Source organism: Mycobacterium sp. NGS58 (genome assembly GCF_059812385.1).
The window spans coordinates 91918-110326 of sequence record NZ_JCALCO010000014.1; the positions used below are offsets into that span (position 1 = coordinate 91918).

Genomic DNA, 18409 nt, shown 5'->3' on the forward strand with positions numbered 1-18409 from the left:
CGGAGCAACGGCCAGGAATCACGCCGTGGTCATCGGGGGCAGCATCGCCGGTCTTTGCGCCGCAAGGGTGCTTTCGGATTCGTATGCGCGGGTGACGGTGTACGAGCGCGACGAGTTGCCGGCCGAGCCGGCGAACCGGGCAACGGTTCCCCAGGACCGGCATCTGCACATGCTGATGGCGCGCGGGGCGATGGAATTCGAGGACCTGTTCCCGGGCCTGCTGGACGACATGGTGAGCGCCGGCGTGCCCAAATTGCAGAACCGGCCCGACTGCATCCACCTCGGCGCCGCGGGCCACGTGCTGGGTACCGGCCAGACCCTGCGCGACGAGTTCACCGCGTACGTGCCCAGCCGACCACATTTGGAATGGCAGTTGCGAAAACGCGTCCGCGGCATCGACAACGTCACCGTGGCGCGGCGCTCGGTGGCCGAGCCGCGGTTCGACCGGGCCCGACAACGGGTGACCGGCGTGCTGCTGGATCCGGCCGACCCCGAAAGCAACGACCCCGAATTCGTGGCCGCGGATCTGGTCGTCGACGCGGCGGGCCGGGGCACCCGGCTGCCGGTGTGGCTGGCCGAATGGGGATTCAAGCGTCCTGTCGAACAGGAGCTGGACATCGGCATTCATTACGCCACCCAGCGATTCCGCATCCCCGACGGGCTGATTGCGGAGAAGGTGGTGGTCGCCGGCGCGTCGCATGACATGTCGCTGGGGCTGGGCATGCTCTGCTACGAGGACGGCACCTGGGTCCTCACCACCTTCGGTGTGGCCAACGCGAAACCGCCGCGGACCTTTCCCGAAATGCTCGGGCTGGCGCAGCGGCTGCTTCCAGACCACTTCAATGCGGCGCTGACGCGAGCCGAGCCGCTGGGCGATCCGGCGTTTCACGCGTTCCCGGCCAGTAAGTGGCGCCGCTACGACAAGTTGGATCGCCTGCCGGCCGGCATCGTCGCGTTCGGCGACGCGGTGGCCAGCTTCAATCCCACCTTCGGGCAGGGCATGACGATGACCTCGCTGCAGGCCGGGCATCTGCGCCGCGCGCTGCAATTCCCGGACGATCAACTCGCCGCGGAGCTGAACCGGGCCACGGCCAAGAGCACCTTCCCGGTGTGGACGATGAACGCGATCGGCGACGTCACGTTCCACCATGCTGGCTCCAAGCAGCCGATCCCCTGGTGGTGGCGGCCCTCAGGTGCGCTGTTCGATCAATTCCTGGGCGCCGCCGAGACCGAACCCGTTCTGGCGGAATGGTTCTTGCGGCGCTTCTCGCTGCTCGACAGCCTCTACATGGTTCCGCCGCCGCGGATCGTCGGCCGCGCGATGGCGCACAATCTGCGGCTGTGGTTAAGCGAGCGGCGCGAAGCCGCCAAACGGCGGCGCCAGCTCACAACCCAACCGTCGCCCTGAACAGCTTGGTGGGTTCGTGCGCCTCCAGCCGGATCGGGGCGTCGTCGGCCGCCACCCAGGCGGCCATCCCCCGCTTCAACGTGAGCGAGCCGGACTTGCCGTGCACCGTCGTGCAACCCTGGCTGCACAACAGGATCTGTGGGCCGTCGTGGCTGCAGCTCGCGTCCACCTCGTGGCCGACGTACTCGTCGTCCAGCTCCAGCAGGGCGACCGCGAACTCGTCGGTCGGCGTCTCGTAGATCAGTCCCAAGCCCTCACGGCGGATCGGCGGCCGCAGCTGCTCCTCGGTGGTGGGCGCGAAGTCCAGGACGCGCAGCAGCTCGGGCACGTCCACGTGCTTGGGGGTCAGGCCGCCGCGTAACACGTTGTCCGAGTTAGCCATCACCTCCACCGCGAAACCGCGCAGATAGGTGTGCAGGTTGCCGGCGGAGACGAAGATGGCTTCGCCCGGGGCCAGGCTGATGCGGTTCAGCAGCAGCGCCGCCAGCACGCCGGCGTCACCGGGATAGCGTTCGCCGAGCTCCAGGACCGTCTTCGCCTCGGCCGCGAATTCGGTTGCGCCCGAGCTGAGGTATGCGATGGCGCCGTCCAGCACGGCGGCCACGAGCACGTCGATGTCCGGCTGCGGCGCGGTGATCCAGGTGGTGAACAGCGCGCGCAGACCGTCGGCGTCGGACTGGTCGTTCAGCAGGTCGATGAACGGGTCGAGGTCGGAGACGGCCAGGGCTCGCAACAGCTCGACGGTGCGCGAGACCTGCCGGAATCCGGCCAGCGCCTCGAACGGGTGCAGCGCCACCAGCAACTCGGGCTTGTGGGATGTGTCGCGGTAGTTGCGCACCGGCGAGGTCAGCGGAATGCCGACCCGCTCTTCGCGCAGATAGCCCTCGGCCGCCTGCGCGGCGCTGGGGTGCGCCTGCAGGGACAGTGGCTCGTCAGCGGCCAGCACCTTGACCAGGAACGGCAGCACGTCGCCGAATCGCGCCCGCGACGTCTGTCCGAGCTGGCCCTCCGGGTCATCGACCAGCGCCTCGAGCAAGGTGATTTCGCCGTTGTCCGTTTCCAGCCACGCCGGATCGCCGGGGTGCGCCCCAAACCACAGCTCCGCCTCCGGATGCGCCGCCGGTACCGGACGCTCGGTGAATTCGGCGATGGCGGTACGCGAACCCCAGGCGTACGTTCTCAAGGCCCCGCGAAGCAGTTCCACTGTTGTATCTATCCCCGCACCAGTCGCATATAAACCGCGGCCATTTCCAGCCGGACGGCCAATACTGCCAGTTGCTGCTCGGGGAAACCGGGGCCCCCCAGCGCCGGCGAAACGCCGTAGCCGGCCGAGCCGCCGGGCCCGTCGGGCACGTCCTCGGCAGCGAGCAGGTACACGTCGTCGAGCCCGGCGGTCCGCGCAGCGACACCCGTCTGCTCGGATGCCAGGACGACGGCCAGCACACGCAACCGCTGCGGCAAGGGTCCGTCGATCTCTTCGTCGTGGAACAGTGCGGCGTCCGGGTCCTCGAAGCCCGCCGATGCCCCGGCGCGCAAGGCGACCACCGCGTCCGCCAGCCCGGCAGCCGGAGTCACCTGGTTCGCGACCCGCAGCAGCACCGAGCTGCCGTGCCGGGCCAACGCCAGCGTCGCGGCGCCGTCGCCGGCCAACACCACCTGACGCTCGGCGATCCGCGCGGCGAGCAGTTTGGCCGGGTTGGTGAACAGCTCGCGGGCGGCGCTGTTACGCAGCGCCTCGGCGTCCAACTCGTCGGCGAGCAGCGCCAGGTCGACCTTGGGTCGGGGGTCCACGGCGTGCAGCAGGGCGAGCCCGGCGGCAAGGTACCGGCACAGTCCGAACTCGTCAGGAACCCAGAGCCGGGGCGACAGCACCGCGGCGCCCCCGGCGGTGGCATCCCGCAACGGGCCCTCGTAGGGCGCCGCCACGACCACCCGGGCGCCCCGGCGCAACCCGGTGGCGGCCGCAGCGACCAGCGCGGGATCACCCGGATCGCCGCCCGCGACGACCAGCACATCGAGCGGACCCACCCACGGCGGTGCCTCGTCGGCAAGGGTGAAGGGTTGGGAAGCGGTTCCACCCATGGTCGCGGCCAGCATCGTCCCGGCGGTCTCGGCGGTGCCGCGCCCGGCGACCCAGATGACGCTGCGCGGACGGTCGTCGGCGCCCAGCGGCCGCAGCGCCCCCTCCTCGACAGCCGCGGCGACCGCACGCACCTGGGCACCGGCCGACGAGGCGGCGCGCAGCAGGCCGTCGCGGTCGGCGGCCAGCAGGCCATCGGTGTCCTCGAGATCGACCGCCCGGGTGGCGTTCACGGCGCGGCCTTCACGGCCGCCGAGGCCGCGGTGATTTCGGAACTGATCTGGTCGACGACCGCGGCAACGTCCTCGACCGTGCGCGCCTCGACGTTCAGCCGCAGCAATGGCTCGGTATTGGAGCTGCGCAGGTTGAACCAGCTGCCGTCGCCCAGGTCGGCCGTCACCCCGTCCACGTGATCGAGGGAGTGAATCCGCGTACCGAACGACTTCAGTACCGCTTCCGTGCATCGCCCGGCGTCGGCGACGGTGAAGTTGATTTCGCCGGACGATTCGTACCGCTGATAGTCCGCGGTCAGCTCGGACAGCGGGCGGTCCTGCTCGCCGAGGGCGACCAGCACGTGGAGCGCAGCCAGCATCCCGGAGTCGGCACCCCAGAAGTCGCGGAAGTAGTAGTGCGCCGAATGCTCGCCGCCGAAAATCGCGCCGGTGTCGGCCATTAACGCCTTGATATAGGAGTGCCCGACCCGGGACCGCAGTGGTGTGCCGCCGCGCTCGGCGACAAGTTCGGGCACCGCGCGCGAGGTGATCACGTTATGGATGATCGTCGCGCCGATCTCGCGGCTCAATTCACGCGTGGCCACCAGGCTGGTCACCGTCGACGGCGAGACGGGGTTGCCGCGTTCGTCGACGACGAAGCAGCGATCGGCGTCGCCGTCGAAGGCCAGCCCGATGTCGGCGCCGGTCTCGCGCACGAATGCCTGCAGGTCCACCAGGTTGGCGGGGTCGAGCGGGTTGGCTTCGTGATGGGGAAATGAGCCGTCGAGCTCGAAGTACAACGCCTCCAACGTGATCGACCCGATCGGGCCGAGCACGGCGGGCGTGGTCAGACCGGCCATGCCGTTGCCGGCGTCCACGGCCACCCGCAGTGGGCGCAGCCCGGAGGTGTCCACCAGCGACCGCAGGAACTGACCGTAGTCGGCCAGCACGTCGCGCTCGCTCACGTCTCCAGGTTCCCCCTCGTAGGGGTCGACGCCGGCGATCACGTCATCGGCGACCAGCCGCAGCCCGGTCTCGGCGCCGACCGGTTTGGCCCCCGCCCGGCACAGCTTGATGCCGTTGTAGGCGGCCGGGTTGTGGCTCGCGGTGAACATGGCGCCCGGGCAGTCCAGCATTCCGGAGGCGAAGTAGAGCTGATCGGTGGACGCCAAGCCGATGCGCACCACGTCCAGTCCCTGGCTCCTCACCCCGGCGGCGAACGCGGCGGCCAGCGTGGGCGAACTGTCCCGCATGTCATGGCCGATCACGACCCGGCGCGCGCCCTCGCCGCGCATGAGTTTGGCGAAACCTGCGCCGAGATCGGTGACCAGCGGCTGGTCGAGCTCTTCGCCGACTAGCCCACGCACGTCGTAAGCCTTGACGACGCGGTGGACAGTCGCGGCGGGCCGAGACATGCGGGACTCCTGACGACGTGAACTCTTGGCGTCAGCCTATCGGGCCACGGAGAACTGGAGCCCCGGCGGTGCGTGCGGATTTCGCGTCCCGCCGGTCAGGACCGCGCTCCGTGGCGGGTCGCCACCATGGGGCTAGTCGGTGGGATCGGGCAAGACGCGCAAATGTCCGCGGCGCCGTCCGGAGCGATGCTCGGGCGGTGCCAGCACGCTGCTGCTGGGCGCGGTGGCCTGGGATCCGCCGTGATGGATGTGCGCGTCGGCGAAGCCGTTCACCGGCGTCGCGACGCCGGCGTACGGAACGCCGCGATCGCCGCGCTCGCGCACCGCGTCGGCCAGGGCGACCAAGTCGTCCTCGTCGGGGTGGGCGGGCTCAGAGAGGAGGGGCCCGGCATGGCGCATCAGCTCCCACCCACGGGGTGCGGTGATCCGGCCGGCATGGTTGACGCACAAATCCCAGGAATGCGGTTCCCGCGCGGTCGCCAACGGACCGACGACTGCCGTCGAGTCCGAATAGACGAACGTCAGGGTCGCCACGGCGTAGTGCGGGCACCCGGGCCGGCAACAGCGACGGGGAACGTTCACGATCGAAAGGCTATCGTGCGCAAACGTCGCCGAAGCGCCGGACACGCGCAACTCCTCGGCCCTCGATGTGCAACCGTTACCATCGGCGCGTGGGTGATTCGCGCAGCTCCCCGCGAGGTGATCGGTTCTCCGACGGATCGGCTCCGCGCCGGGCCGGGGCCCACCGACTCTTTCGCAGGGGCCGCGACATGCGCGGCCCGCTATTGCCCCCGACCGCGCCGGGGTGGCGCACCCGCGCCGAGCGATTCGACATGGCGGTGCTGGAGGCCTACGAACCCATCGAGCGAAGTTGGCGGGATCGGCTGGCCGAACTCGACGTGGCCGTCGACGAGATTCCCCGAATCTCGGCCAAGGATCCCGAGAGTGTGCAGTGGCCACCCGAGGTGATCGCCGATGGGCCGATCCCGCTGGCACGGTTGATCCCGGCCGGCGTCGACATCCGCGGCAACTCAACGCGGGCGCGAATTGTGTTGTTCCGCAAGCCAATTGAGCGACGAGCCAAAGACACCGTCGAGCTCGGCGACCTGCTGCACGAAATACTGGTGGCCCAGGTCGCGATCTACCTCGACGTTGAGCCGTCGGTGATCGATCCGACGATCGACGACGAATAACTTCTCCGGTCGCGCGTTGAGCGCTGGAGGCTTAACGCTCAGCGCGCGGTGTGATCAGCGTGCGTCAGATGATGCCGCGCTTGAGGCGGCGGCGCTCGCGTTCGGACAAGCCGCCCCAGATGCCGAAGCGCTCGTCGTGCTCGAGGGCGTACTCGAGGCACTCATGCCGCACCTCGCAGCCCAGGCAGATCTTCTTGGCCTCGCGGGTGGAGCCACCCTTTTCCGGGAAGAAGGCCTCGGGGTCGGTCTGGGCGCACAGCGCGCGGTCCTGCCATTGGTCGGCGACCGGCTCCGGCATGGGCTCGGGCTCGAATGCGATTGGGGCATCAGGAACCACGGTCAAATGCGGCCGAGCGGGGCGGTCCAGTGCCGGGTCGATGTCGGTGTGCGGCGTGCTCGCCATTGCGCCTTGAAAAGTTTCGTAAGACATACGGTCGTCCGCCTCCTCAGCTTGATTGAGAGAGTGTGATTGGTTTCCCACTGTTCTGATGTACAGACAATTCGAACAAGTGATCGAATCTCGGTCTGCGACACCGGAGTCGGCCGGCCAACCGGGAAATGACACTGTTGTGATTAGACACGGGTTGATCTGCCGGGTCAAGCACTTCGGCGCATTTCCATACCATCTCGTGATCGAATTTCGGCGTTTCTGTTGTTTCGGGCCTTCGGCGTGTCGATCACAATGCCCTCAACTTCCCCAGAAGTTGCCCACAACCGGTGGGGAACCGCAACTTTGAGGCTCCCCCGATGGGCCCGCCGCGGCGCTGCCGCCGGGCAGTACTGTCGTGCAATGTGAAGGTCACCGTTCTGGTCGGTGGGGTTGGCGGCGCCCGCTTCCTGCTGGGGGTTCAACAGCTGTTCGGGCTCGGTCAATTTCAAACGCAACGGCGCCAGGACACGGAAGCCAACAGTCACGAGCTGACGGCGATCGTCAACATCGGCGATGACGCCTGGATCCACGGACTGCGAATCTGCCCCGATTTGGACACCTGCATGTACACCTTAGGTGGAGGTGTAGATCCGGAGCGAGGGTGGGGGCACCGCGACGAAACCTGGCACGCCAAAGAGGAATTGGCGCGCTACGGGGTGCAGCCGGACTGGTTCGGGCTCGGCGACCGTGACCTGGGCACCCACCTGGTGCGCACCCAAATGCTCAACGCCGGCTACCCCCTGTCGCAGATCACCACCGCACTGTGCGACCGCTGGCAACCCGGCGCGCGGCTGTTGCCCGCCAGTGATGACCGGTGCGAGACCCACGTGGTGATAACCGATCCCGACGACGGCAGCCGGCGGGCCATTCACTTCCAGGAGTGGTGGGTGCGCTACCGGGCCCAGGTGCCCACGCACAGCTTCGCGTTCGTCGGCGCCGAAAAGGCGGCCGCCACAATTGATGCCACCGCGGCCATCGCCGACGCCGACGTCATCCTGCTGGCGCCCTCGAACCCGGTGGTGAGTGTCGGCGCCATCCTGGCCGTCCCCGGCATTCGCGGCGCGCTGCGCGCCGCGAAGGCACCGATCGTCGGCTACTCGCCGATCATCGGTGGAAAGCCTTTGCGCGGCATGGCCGATGCCTGCCTGTCGGTGATCGGGGTCGAATCCACGGCCGAGGCGGTCGCCCGGCACTACGGCGCGCGGCGGGACACCGGCATCTTGGACGGCTGGCTGGTCAGCGAAGGTGACGGGGCCGGATTCGAAGGCGGCATCGACGGCATCGCGGTGCGCTCGGTGCCGCTGGTGATGACCGACCCGAAGGCGACCGCCGAGATGGTCAGGGCCGGGCTCGACCTGGCGGGGGTGACGCCGTGATGCGCGACGACGCAGTGGCTTGCGGGGAACGACGCGATGCGAAGGAGCGGCGCCGATGACTTCGGCGCCCCGCGAGCACGGCACCGCCGCCGCCATCGAAATCCTGCCCGTCGCCGGGTTGCCCGAATTCCGGCCCGGCGACGATCTGGGCGCGGCCGTCGCCGCGGCGGCGCCATGGCTGCGCGACGGCGACGTCGTCGTCGTCACCAGCAAGGCGGTGTCCAAATGCGAGGGCCGGCTGGTGCCGGCGCCGCAGGATCCCGAGGAGCGCGACCGGCTGAGGCGCAAGCTGGTCGACGACGAAGCCGTCCGGGTGCTGGCCCGCAAGGGCCGAACCCTGATCACCGAGAACCGGATCGGCCTGGTGCAGGCCGCCGCGGGCGTCGACGGATCCAATGTCGGCAGCGACGAACTGGCACTGCTGCCGGTCGACCCGGACGGCAGCGCCGCGGCGCTGCGGGCCGCGCTGCGTGAGCGGCTCGGTGTCGAGGTCGCCGTGGTCATCACGGACACCATGGGCCGCGCCTGGCGCAACGGGCAGACCGACGCGGCCGTGGGTGCCGCGGGTCTGGCTGTGCTGCACGGCTATTCGGGGGCGGTCGATCGGCACGGCAACGAGCTGCTGGTCACCGAGGTGGCGGTGGCCGACGAGATCGCCGCGGCCGCCGATCTGGTCAAGGGCAAACTGACCGCGATGCCGGTGGCGGTGGTGCGCGGCATGTCCGTGACCGACGACGGCTCAACGGCGCGGCAGTTGTTGCGGCCGGGCCCCGAAGACCTGTTCTGGCTCGGCACCGCCGAAGCCCTCGAGGCCGGCCGCCTCGAGGCGCAGCTGCTGCGCCGATCGGTGCGCCGGTTCAGCGCCGAGCCGGTGCCGCCAGACCTGGTGGAAGCCGCCGTCGCCGAAGCGCTGACCGCGCCGGCTCCGCACCACACCCGCCCGGTGCGGTTCGTCTGGCTGCAGACGCCGGCCGCCCGGACCCGGCTGCTGGATCGCATGCAGGACAAGTGGCGCGCCGACCTCGCCGGTGACGGGCGGCCCGCCGACTCGATCGACCGCCGGGTGGCGCGCGGCCAGATTCTCTACGACGCGCCAGAAGTCGTCGTCCCGTTCATGGTGCCCGACGGCGCCCACTTTTATCCCGACGCCGCCCGCACCGACGCCGAGCACACCATGTTCACCGTGGCCGTCGGCGCGGCCGTGCAGGCCCTGCTGGTCGCGCTGGCGGTGCGCGGGCTGGGCAGCTGCTGGATCGGCTCGACGATCTTCGCCGCCGACCTGGTGCGCGCCGAGCTCGGGCTGCCCGCCGATTGGGAGCCGCTGGGCGCCATCGCCATCGGCTACGCCGCCGACCCGGCCGGGCCGCGCGATCCGGCGGACGCCGGTGATCGGCTGATCCGCAAGTAATACTGAGCCCATGAAGGGCCAGATCCACCTTGCGCCGCGGCTGACCGGCAACGCCTGGGCGTCGTCGCGGGATCGGCGGAACCGGCGAGGGTCACGATGAGCGTTCGGGAGTCGGCGATCGCGATACTGTCGAATTGGGAGCCGCCCGACCCGGCCCAGGATTCGTTGCGCCACGCCGTGCTGGCGTTCGTGAACGCCCGCAGCGATGCGTGCCGGCGCGAGTGCGTGCCAGGCCACGTGACCGCGTCGGCGCTGGTGGTGGACCATTCGGGCAGCCAGGTGCTGCTGACCTTGCATCCCCGCCTCGGCCGGTGGGTGCAGCTGGGCGGCCACTGCGACGACGAGGACACCGACGTCCTTGCCGCCGCGCTGCGCGAGGCCACCGAGGAGTCCGGCATCGGCGCCCTACGCATCGAACCGCGCCTGGCCGCGCTGCACGTGCACCCGGTGACCTGCTCGCTGGGCGTACCGACCCGCCATCTCGATTTGCAGTTCGTCGCGCACGCTCCCGCCGGCGCGCAGATCGCCATCAGCGACGAGTCGGACGACTTGCGGTGGTGGCCCGCCGACGCCTTGCCCGAGGGGACGGACCACGCACTCGCCTACCTGGTGTCGCGCGCGACGCGACGAATGTGAAGCTAGCTACACGTTCGGCCTCGAGCGTGAACCTAGCTTCACGCTCAAGGGAAAAGTGAGGGCCTCAGACGTCGGACGAGTAGCGGATCCCGCCGTCGGGAATCGACACACCGGGCCACACCCGGGCGCCGCGCAACAACTCGCAGCGCGCTCCGATGTCGGCGCCGTCGCCGATCACGCCGTCGCGGATCAACGCCCGGGGGCCGATGCGCGCGCCGAAGCCGATGATCGAACGCTCGATCACGCTGCCGGCCTCGACCTTGACGCCGTCGAAGATCACCGCGCCGTCCAGCCGGACGCCGGGGCCGATCTCGGCTCCCCGCCCGACGACCGTGCCGCCGATCAGCACCGCGCCGGGCGACACCGCCGCGCCGTCGTGCACCAACTGCTCGCCACGGTGGCCATGCAGCGCGGGCGACGGGGCGATGCCGCGCACCAGATCCGCCGAGCCACGGACGAAGTCCTCCGGGGTGCCCATGTCGCGCCAGTAGCTGGCGTCGACGTAGCCGCAGACCTTCACGCCGGGATCGGCGAGCAGTGCCGGGAACACCTCACGTTCCACCGAGACCTCCCGGCCGCGCGGAATCCGGTCGATCATCTGGCGCGAGAAGATGTAGCACCCGGCGTTGATCTGGTCGGTCGGCGGGTCCTGGGTCTTTTCCAGGAAGCCGGTGACGCGCCCCTCCTCGGTGGTCACGCAGCCGAACGCCCGCGGGTCGCCCACCCGGACCAGGTGCAGCGTGACATCGGATTCTTCAGCCGTGTGGAAGTCGAGCATCTGGCCCAGGTCGGCTCCGGAAAGCACGTCGCCGTTGAACACCATCGCGGTGTCATGCCGCAGATGGCCGGCAACGTTCGCGATGCCGCCGCCGGTGCCCAGGGGCCGCTCCTCGGTGACGTATTCGATCTGCAAACCCAGCTTGGACCCGTCGCCGAACTCGGCCTCGAACACCGCGGCCTGATACGACGTGCTCAGGATGACGTGGTCGATGCCCGCCGCGGCGACCCGCGAGAGCAGATGCGTGAGGAACGGCAGCCCGGCGGTGGGCAGCATCGGCTTGGGCGCCGAGAGCGTCAGCGGCCGCAGCCGGGTGCCCTTGCCGCCGACCAGGATCACCACATCGACTTCTGGAGTTCCCACCTCAGTGTCGCCCTTCTAGGAGTTTCCGCCGCCCGGCGGCGCGCTGAGCACTGCGCACCATCAGGCGCGAACGCACCACCAGCGAGGCGCGCAGCGTCCAGCGCAGCGGAGCGCGCAACCAGCCGGAATGCCGGTCGGCCAGAAACATATACGTGCTCTTGTGGTGCGCGGCCAGGTGGCTGGCCGGGTCCGAGCCGGTGGAGTGGCCCTTGTGATGCAGCACCTCCGCCGACGGCACGTACACCGACAGCCAGCCGGCCTTGCCGAGGCGGTCGCCCAGATCGACGTCTTCCATGTACATGAAGTAGCGCTCGTCGAACCCGCCGATCTGGCCGAACGCCGAACGCCGCACCAGCAGGCACGACCCCGACAGCCAGCCCACCGGCCGCTCGCTGGGCTCCAGCCGCTCCTGGCGGTACGCCGCCGACCACGGGTTCCTCTTCCAGAACGGCCCGACGACGGCGTGCATGCCACCGCGGATCAGGCTGGGTAGGTGCCGCGCCGACGGATACACCGACCCGTCCGGATCGCGGACCAGCGGGCCCAGGGCGCCGGCCCGCGGCCAGCGCGACGCGGCGTCCAGCAGTTCGTCGATGCTGCCCGGGCCCCACTGCACGTCCGGGTTGGCGATGATCACCCAGTCGTCGTGGGGGTCCAGCTGTGCGACGGCGCGATTCACGGCGGTCCCGTACCCAAGGTTGGCTCCCGTGTGGAACAGCCGCACGTTGGGATAGCGGTCGACGGCCGCCTCCGGGGTGCCGTCGGTGGAGCCGTTGTCGGCCAGCAGCACGCACACCTCTCGCTCCGTGGCCAGCGACAGGGAAGCCAGGAAGCGTTCCAGATGCGGACCCGGTGAGTAGGTCACGGTCACGACCGGCAGGACGTCAGTCACGCGTAGAGGGTAACGGTCGATCGGTCGCGGCACCGCTATCGGCGGCGAGCGCCGCGGCAAGCGCAGCGCGCCACGGCCGCAGGGGCCGCATCCCGGCCGCGACGGACTGGCCGCTGGACAACGCGGAGTAGACCGGTCGGGGGGCGGGGCGCGGAAAGCGATCGGTGGTGACGGGCCGCACCCGCTGCGGGTCGGCGCCGCATTCTTCGAACACGGCGCGGGCCTGATCGAACCGCGAGCACGCGCCCTCGTTGGCGGCGTGCAGGATCGGGCCGGGCGTGCGATCGTCGACGATCTGCAGCAGCGCGACGGCCAGGTCGCCGACGTAGGTCGGCGAGCCGGTCTGGTCGTCGACCACGTCCACCGGCCCGTCCCTGGCGGCCAATCGGCGCATGACGGCGACGAAGTCCTTGCCCGTGCCCCCGGTATAGACCCAGGCGGTGCGGACGACCACGCCTTGGGAGGGCTCGGGCAGCGCCGCGAACACCGCCCGCTCCCCCGCAACCTTGCTGCGCGCATACACACTCTGCGGCGCGGTTTGGTCGGTGGGCTCGTAGGGCCGCGGCGCCGCGCCGCCGAAGTCGCCGTTGAACACGTAGTCGGTGGAGACGTGGATCAGTTGCGCGCCGACCCGCGCGCAGGCGCGCGCGATGTGCCCGGGCCCGGCCTCGTTGACCGCGAACGCGCGGGCCTCGTCGGTTTCCGCGCCGTCTACGTCGGTGTAGGCCGCACAGTTGATCACCACGTCCCCGCGCTGCACGATCCGCTCGGCAGCCGCGGGATCGGTGATATCCCACTGCGACGACGTCAGCGCCAGCACGTCACGGACCTGACCCGCCGTGAGCGAGGTCAAATAGCCGCCAAGCTGGCCACCGGCACCGGCGATGACGATCCTGCCTGACATGGTTCGAGTCTGGCATGGCCCAACGAGGCGCAACCAAGCCCGGGGCACGCGGGTGCCGGCTACCAGTGAAGCCCCTGTGTCGCAAGTAATGTAGTGGGATGCCTGTGCAACGTGTGGTTCGTGTGATTGCCACCGCGCTGACGCTCGCGGTCGTCGTCGGCACCGGGATCGCCTGGAGCAACGTCCGGTCCTTCGAAGACGGCATCTTCCACATGTCCGCGCCCTCGCTGGGCAAGGGCGGCGACGACGGCGCGATCGACATCCTGTTGGTCGGCATGGACAGCCGCACCGACGCACATGGCAATCCCCTGTCGCAGGAGGAATTGGACGCGCTGAAGGCCGGCGACGAGGAAGCCACCAACACCGACACGATCATCCTGATCCGCATCCCCAACAACGGGAAGTCGGCCACCGCGATCTCGATCCCACGCGACTCCTACGTCGCCGCCCCGGGCCTGGGCAAGACCAAGATCAACGGCGTCTACGGCCAGACCCGGGAGGCCAAGCGCACCGCCCTGGTCAAGGCCGGCGCGTCGGCTACCGAGGCCGCGGCCCAGGGCACCGAGGCGGGTCGCGAGGCGCTGATCAAGACCGTCGCCGACCTCACCGGCGTCACGGTCGACCACTACGCCGAGATCGGCCTGCTCGGCTTCTCGCTGATCACCGACGCCCTCGGCGGCGTCGACGTGTGCCTCAAGGAGCCGGTGTTCGAACCACTTTCGGGTGCCGACTTCCCGGCCGGCCCGCAGCGACTCAGCGGCCCCGAGGCGCTCAGCTTCGTGCGCCAGCGCCACGAGCTGCCGCGCGGCGACCTGGACCGGGTGGTGCGCCAGCAGGTGGTGATGGCCTCGCTGGCCCACCGGGTCATCTCCGGCCAGACCCTGTCCAGCCCCACCACGGTCAAGCGGCTGGAGGCCGCCGTCCAGCGCTCGGTGGTGATCTCCGCCGGTTGGGACGTCATGGACTTCGTGCAGCAGATGCAGAAGCTGGCCGGCGGCAACGTCGCCTTCGCCACCATTCCGGTGCTCGACGGCGCCGGCTGGAGCGACGACGGCATGCAGAGCGTGGTGCGGCTGGACCCGCATCAGGTCGCCGACTGGGTGGGCGGCCTGCTGCACGATCAGGAACAGGGCAAGACCGAGGAGATCGCCTACACACCGGCGAAGACCACCGCCAGCGTCGTCAACGACACCGACATCAACGGGCTGGCCGCGGCCGTATCGGACGTGTTGAGCGCCAAGGGCTTTGCCGCGGGCACGGTGGGCAACAACGACGGCGGGCACGTCAAGGCCAGCCAGGTGCGCGCCGCCAAGAGCGACGACCTGGGGGCCAAGGAGGTCGCCAAGGAATTGGGTGGGTTGCCGGTGGTCGCCGACACCTCGCTGGCGCCGGGTGCGGTCCGCGTGGTGCTGGCCAACGACTACAGCGGTCCGGGCTCGGGCCTGTCCGGCGGCGAGACGGTCATGCCGGCCAAGGTGTCCACCGCCGGCGCGGTGGCGACCGATCCCAGGGTTCCCGCGCCGTCGCCGATCCTGACCGCCGGCTCCGACAAGCCGGAGTGCATAAACTAACGACCAGTGCAACAACCGATCACGCTGAGCGGGGCCATCCTCGATCCGATGCTGCGGGCGGATCCGGTCGGCCCGCGCATCACCTACTACGACGACGCCACCGGCGAGCGCATCGAACTGTCCGGTGTGACGCTGGCCAACTGGGCCGCCAAGACGGGCAACCTGCTACGCGACGAGTTGGGCGCCGGACCGTCCAGCCGGGTGGCGATCCTGCTGCCCGCGCACTGGCAGACGGCGGCGGTGCTGTTCGGGGTGTGGTGGATCGGCGCCGAGGCCGTGCTGAGCGGCCCAGCCGACTTGGCTTCGGACATCGCGCTGTGCACGGCCGATCGCCTCGACGAGGCCGACGCCGCCGTTTCGGGGGGCGAGGTGGCGGTGCTCTCGCTGGATCCGTTCGGCCACCCGGCACCCGAGCTGCCGATCGGCGTGACGGACTACGCCACCGCGGTGCGGGTGCACGGCGACCAGATCGTTCCCGAACCGCGCCCGGGGCCCCCGCTGGGCGGACGATCGGTCGAGCAGGTGCTGGCCGATTGCCAAAGCTCGGCCGCGACAAGGGGTTTGACGTCGAGCGACCGGGTGCTGTCCGGCGCGTCGTGGTCCAGGCCCGCGGAGCTGGTCGACGGCCTGCTGGCGATCATGGCCGTCGGCGCCTCGCTGGTTCAGGTGGCCAACGCCGACCCGGCCGGGCAAGAGCGCCGAATCGAGACCGAAAAGGTCACCAGGGTGCTGTAAAGCCCTGCGGCCCCGGCGGACCTGCCGTACCAATGCTTCCCGGGTGGCGGCTTGACCGGCGGCGTCCATCCGTATCCGGGCGGCGGACCGAATGCGGGTGGGCGGGGCGGCTGCTGACCCGGATACGGCGGCGGATGGAACCCCGACCACGGGGGCGGATCGACGGACAACGGTGGCTCCTCTGCCGGTGCTGACCCTCCGACCGTAGCCAGACACGCGCCCGGCGCAAGCCGGCCCCACAACACATATTGATATCGCTATATTTCGATGTTAACGTCGTCCGAACATGGGCATAACGCTCCAGACGATAGAAAGGGTGCGGCGATGGCGGTGTACGGGCTCCTGGCGAAGGCAGCAGGCACGGTGGTCACCGGGTTGGTCGGCGTGACGGCCTACGAGGTGGCGCGCAAAGCCGTGGCCAAAGCGCCGTTGCACGAGACCGCGGTCAAGGGGGCCGAGCTCGGACTGCGCGGCACCCGCAAGGCCGAGGAAGCCGCCGAGTCGGCGCGCCTCAAGCTCGCCGACGTCATGGCCGAGGCCCGCGAGCGCATCGGCGAGGAGGCGCCCACGCCGTCGATCGCCGACACCCACGACCACGAGCACTGATCGGGCGACATGGACCTCGCCCTAGTCCCGGACATCGCAGACGAGGTGCGGACCGAAGACTTTGCGCTGCAAGTCGTTTCGGATGCCGCCGGGCGTATGCGGGTCGCCGTCGGGTGGGTGCGGGCCAACTCCCGGCGCGCCGTCGCGGTCGAAGAGGCCGTCGCCAAGTGCGAGGGCGTGCGCGTGGTGCACGCCTACCCGCGCACCGGATCGGTGGTCGTCTGGTACTCGCCCCGGCGCTGCGACCGCTCGGCGGTGCTCGCCGCCATCGGCGATGCGTTGCACGTCGCCGCCGAGCTGATCCCGGTCCGCGCGCCGCATTCGGAGGAGATCCGCAACGCCGACGTGCTGCGCATGGTCGTCGGCGGTGCCGCGCTGGCCCTGCTCGGCGTGCGCCGCTACGTCTTCGCGCGGCCGCCGCTGCTGGGACCCAGCGGCCGGCTGTTCGCCACCGGCGTCACCGTCTTCACCGGCTATCCGTTCCTGCGCGGCGCGCTGCGGTCGTTGCGTTCCGGCAAGGCGGGCACGGACGCGCTGGTCTCGGCGGCGACGGTGGCGAGCCTGGTGCTGCGCGAGAACGTCGTCGCGCTCACCGTGCTGTGGCTGCTGAATATCGGTGAGTACCTTCAAGATCTGACGTTGCGCCGCACCCGGCGCGCCATCTCCGAACTGCTGCGCGGCAGCCAGGACACGGCCTGGATCCGGCTAGCGGGCGGCCCCGAAGCCGGCACAGAAGTTCAGGTGCCGATCGACACCGTGCAGATCGGCGACGAGGTGGTGGTCCACGACCACGTCGCCATTCCGGTCGACGGCGAGGTGGTCGACGGCGAGGCGATCGTCAACCAGTCCGCGATCACCGGGGAGAACCTGCCGGTCAGCGTGGTCGTCGGCGCGCACGTGCACGCCGGATCGGTGGTGGTGCGCGGACGCCTGGTGGTGCGGGCCAGCGCGGTCGGCAACCAGACCACCATCGGCCGCATCATCACCCGGGTCGAGGAGGCACAGCACGACCGTGCGCCGATCCAGACCGTCGGCGAAAACTTCTCGCGCCGTTTCGTTCCCACCTCGTTCATCGTCTCGGCCATCACGCTCGCGGTCACCGGTGACGTCCGCCGGGCGATGACCATGCTGCTGATCGCCTGCCCGTGCGCGGTGGGCCTGGCCACCCCCACCGCGATCAGCGCGGCGATCGGCAACGGCGCCCGTCGCGGCATCCTGATCAAGGGCGGGTCGCACCTCGAGCAGGCCGGCCGGGTGGACGCCATCGTGTTCGACAAGACCGGCACGCTGACCGTCGGCCGCCCGGTGGTCACCAACATTATTGCGCTGCACAAAGATTGGCAGCCCGAGCAGGTGCTGGCGTATGCGGCCAGTTCGGAGATCCACTCCCGGCACCCGCTGGCCGAGGCGGTGATCCGGTCCACCGAGGAACGCCACATCACCATCCCACCGCACGAGGAGTGCGAGGTCCTGGTGGGCCTGGGCATGCGGACCTGGGCCGACGGCCGGACCCTGCTGCTGGGCAGCCCTGGACTGCTGCGCGCGGAAAAGGTGCGGGTGTCCAAGAAGGCCTCGCAGTGGGTGGAACGGCTGCGTCGCCAGGCCGAAACCCCGCTGCTGCTCGCGGTCGACGGCAAGCTGGTGGGATTGATCAGCCTGCGCGACGAGGTGCGCCCGGAGGCCTCCGCCGTTCTGAAAAAGTTGCGCGCCAACGGTATCCACCGAATTGTCATGCTCACCGGTGATCACCCCGACATCGCCGAGGTGGTGGCCGGTGAGCTCGGGATCGATGAGTGGCGCGCCGAGGTGATGCCGGAGGACAAGCTCTCGGCGGTGCGCGACCTGCAGGACCAGGGCTACACCGTCGGCATGGTGGGCGACGGCATCAACGACGCCCCCGCGCTGGCCGCGGCCGACATCGGGATCGCGATGGGGCTGGCCGGCACCGATGTCGCCGTCGAGACCGCCGACGTGGCGCTGGCCAACGACGACCTCCATCGCCTGCTCGATGTGCGCGACCTGGGCGCCCGCGCGGTCGACGTGATCCGGGAGAACTACGGCATGTCCATCGCCGTCAACGCTGCCGGGCTGATCATCGGCGCGGGCGGGGCGCTGTCCCCCGTGCTGGCCGCGATCCTGCACAACGCCTCGTCGGTTGCCGTGGTGGCCAACAGTTCTCGGCTGATCCGCTACCGGCTGGACCCTCCGCGCGGCTCGGCGAACGGCGAGCGCGCCGGCTGAAGGCCCGGCAGCCGCATTCCTCGCCGCGCCCGGTCACGCGCCCTGGCGGACCGCGACGCCGGCGATGGCCGGCCCGGCCGTGACGGAACGCGGAGCACCTCGCGCCCGGGCACCCGGCGCCGGTAGTTATTGTTGCTAACCAGTAGATCGGAAGGGGTTTC

General features: G+C 70.0%; 17 protein-coding genes. 9 read left to right on the top strand and 8 right to left on the bottom strand.

Going from position 1 to position 18409, the window contains the following annotated elements:
- Positions 1–25: 25 nt before the first annotated feature.
- On the top strand, positions 26–1408 hold the full coding sequence (locus AC5Y4H_RS15205) for an FAD-dependent oxidoreductase (RefSeq protein ID WP_499983051.1): 1383 nt from the start codon (positions 26–28) through the stop codon (positions 1406–1408).
- On the opposite strand, the gene manA is transcribed toward AC5Y4H_RS15205, so the two are convergent.
- The 4 genes from manA to AC5Y4H_RS15225 form a co-directional block, all read right to left on the bottom strand.
- Complete coding sequence (gene manA, locus AC5Y4H_RS15210) at positions 1386–2612, bottom strand: mannose-6-phosphate isomerase, class I (protein ID WP_499983003.1); 1227 nt, start codon at positions 2610–2612, stop codon at positions 1386–1388. The two genes, AC5Y4H_RS15205 and manA, sit on opposite strands and share 23 nt — an antisense overlap.
- Positions 2613–2620: 8 nt before the next feature.
- Positions 2621–3721, bottom strand: a complete 1101-nt coding sequence (locus tag AC5Y4H_RS15215) for a TobH protein (protein ID WP_499983004.1) — start codon at positions 3719–3721, stop codon at positions 2621–2623.
- Positions 3718–5115, bottom strand: a complete 1398-nt coding sequence (locus AC5Y4H_RS15220) for a phosphomannomutase/phosphoglucomutase (protein ID WP_499983005.1) — start codon at positions 5113–5115, stop codon at positions 3718–3720. The genes AC5Y4H_RS15215 and AC5Y4H_RS15220 overlap by 4 nt, the downstream gene beginning before the upstream one ends.
- 132 nt (positions 5116–5247) lie before the next feature.
- Positions 5248–5697, bottom strand: coding sequence for a DUF3499 domain-containing protein (locus tag AC5Y4H_RS15225; RefSeq protein ID WP_499983006.1), 450 nt, complete (start codon positions 5695–5697; stop codon positions 5248–5250).
- Positions 5698–5885: 188 nt separating this feature from the next.
- On the opposite strand from AC5Y4H_RS15225, the gene AC5Y4H_RS15230 reads away from it, so the two are divergent.
- Positions 5886–6308 carry a metallopeptidase family protein gene (locus AC5Y4H_RS15230; protein ID WP_499983052.1) on the top strand — a complete coding sequence of 141 codons (423 nt, stop codon included), beginning with the start codon at positions 5886–5888 and terminating at the stop codon, positions 6306–6308.
- A gap of 64 nt (positions 6309–6372) precedes the next feature.
- Here the strand turns inward: AC5Y4H_RS15230 and AC5Y4H_RS15235 are convergent, their stop codons facing one another.
- Positions 6373–6711 carry a WhiB family transcriptional regulator gene (locus AC5Y4H_RS15235; protein ID WP_499983007.1) on the bottom strand — a complete coding sequence of 113 codons (339 nt, stop codon included), beginning with the start codon at positions 6709–6711 and terminating at the stop codon, positions 6373–6375.
- 389 nt (positions 6712–7100) lie between these two features.
- Here AC5Y4H_RS15235 and cofD point away from each other — a divergent pair, with 389 nt between their 5' ends.
- From cofD to AC5Y4H_RS15250, 3 genes are all read left to right on the top strand, one after another.
- Entirely contained in the window at positions 7101–8114 is a 1014-nt protein-coding gene (gene cofD, locus AC5Y4H_RS15240; RefSeq protein WP_499983008.1) for a 2-phospho-L-lactate transferase, read from the top strand.
- A gap of 55 nt (positions 8115–8169) precedes the next feature.
- Positions 8170–9522 (top strand): coenzyme F420-0:L-glutamate ligase, encoded by a 1353-nt coding sequence (locus tag AC5Y4H_RS15245; RefSeq protein WP_499983009.1) that lies wholly within the window; start codon positions 8170–8172, stop codon positions 9520–9522.
- A gap of 96 nt (positions 9523–9618) precedes the next feature.
- A complete protein-coding gene (locus AC5Y4H_RS15250; protein WP_499983010.1) occupies positions 9619–10158 on the top strand; it encodes an NUDIX hydrolase in 540 nt (179 codons plus the stop codon).
- A 64-nt stretch (positions 10159–10222) separates the two neighbouring features.
- On the opposite strand, the gene manB is transcribed toward AC5Y4H_RS15250, so the two are convergent.
- From manB to rfbD, 3 genes are read right to left on the bottom strand one after another with little or no spacing between them, the layout of a single operon-like run.
- On the bottom strand, positions 10223–11299 hold the full coding sequence (gene manB / locus AC5Y4H_RS15255; protein WP_499983011.1) for a mannose-1-phosphate guanylyltransferase: 1077 nt from the start codon (positions 11297–11299) through the stop codon (positions 10223–10225).
- A 1-nt stretch (position 11300) separates the two neighbouring features.
- Positions 11301–12191, bottom strand: coding sequence for a glycosyltransferase family 2 protein (locus AC5Y4H_RS15260; protein ID WP_499983012.1), 891 nt, complete (start codon positions 12189–12191; stop codon positions 11301–11303).
- Positions 12184–13095, bottom strand: coding sequence for a dTDP-4-dehydrorhamnose reductase (gene rfbD / locus AC5Y4H_RS15265; protein ID WP_499983013.1), 912 nt, complete (start codon positions 13093–13095; stop codon positions 12184–12186). Before rfbD ends, AC5Y4H_RS15260 begins: the two co-directional genes overlap by 8 nt.
- Before the next feature lie 98 nt (positions 13096–13193).
- On the opposite strand from rfbD, the gene AC5Y4H_RS15270 reads away from it, so the two are divergent.
- From AC5Y4H_RS15270 to ctpC, 4 genes are all read left to right on the top strand, one after another.
- Positions 13194–14666, top strand: a complete 1473-nt coding sequence (locus tag AC5Y4H_RS15270; RefSeq protein ID WP_499983014.1) for an LCP family protein — start codon at positions 13194–13196, stop codon at positions 14664–14666.
- 6 nt (positions 14667–14672) lie between these two features.
- A complete protein-coding gene (locus AC5Y4H_RS15275; RefSeq protein WP_499983015.1) occupies positions 14673–15401 on the top strand; it encodes a TIGR03089 family protein in 729 nt (242 codons plus the stop codon).
- Between the two features lie 324 nt (positions 15402–15725).
- Entirely contained in the window at positions 15726–16007 is a 282-nt protein-coding gene (locus tag AC5Y4H_RS15280) for a DUF1490 family protein (RefSeq protein ID WP_067168307.1), read from the top strand.
- 9 nt (positions 16008–16016) lie between these two features.
- Positions 16017–18248 carry a manganese-exporting P-type ATPase CtpC gene (ctpC, locus tag AC5Y4H_RS15285; protein WP_499983016.1) on the top strand — a complete coding sequence of 744 codons (2232 nt, stop codon included), beginning with the start codon at positions 16017–16019 and terminating at the stop codon, positions 18246–18248.
- Positions 18249–18409: the final 161 nt, after the last annotated feature.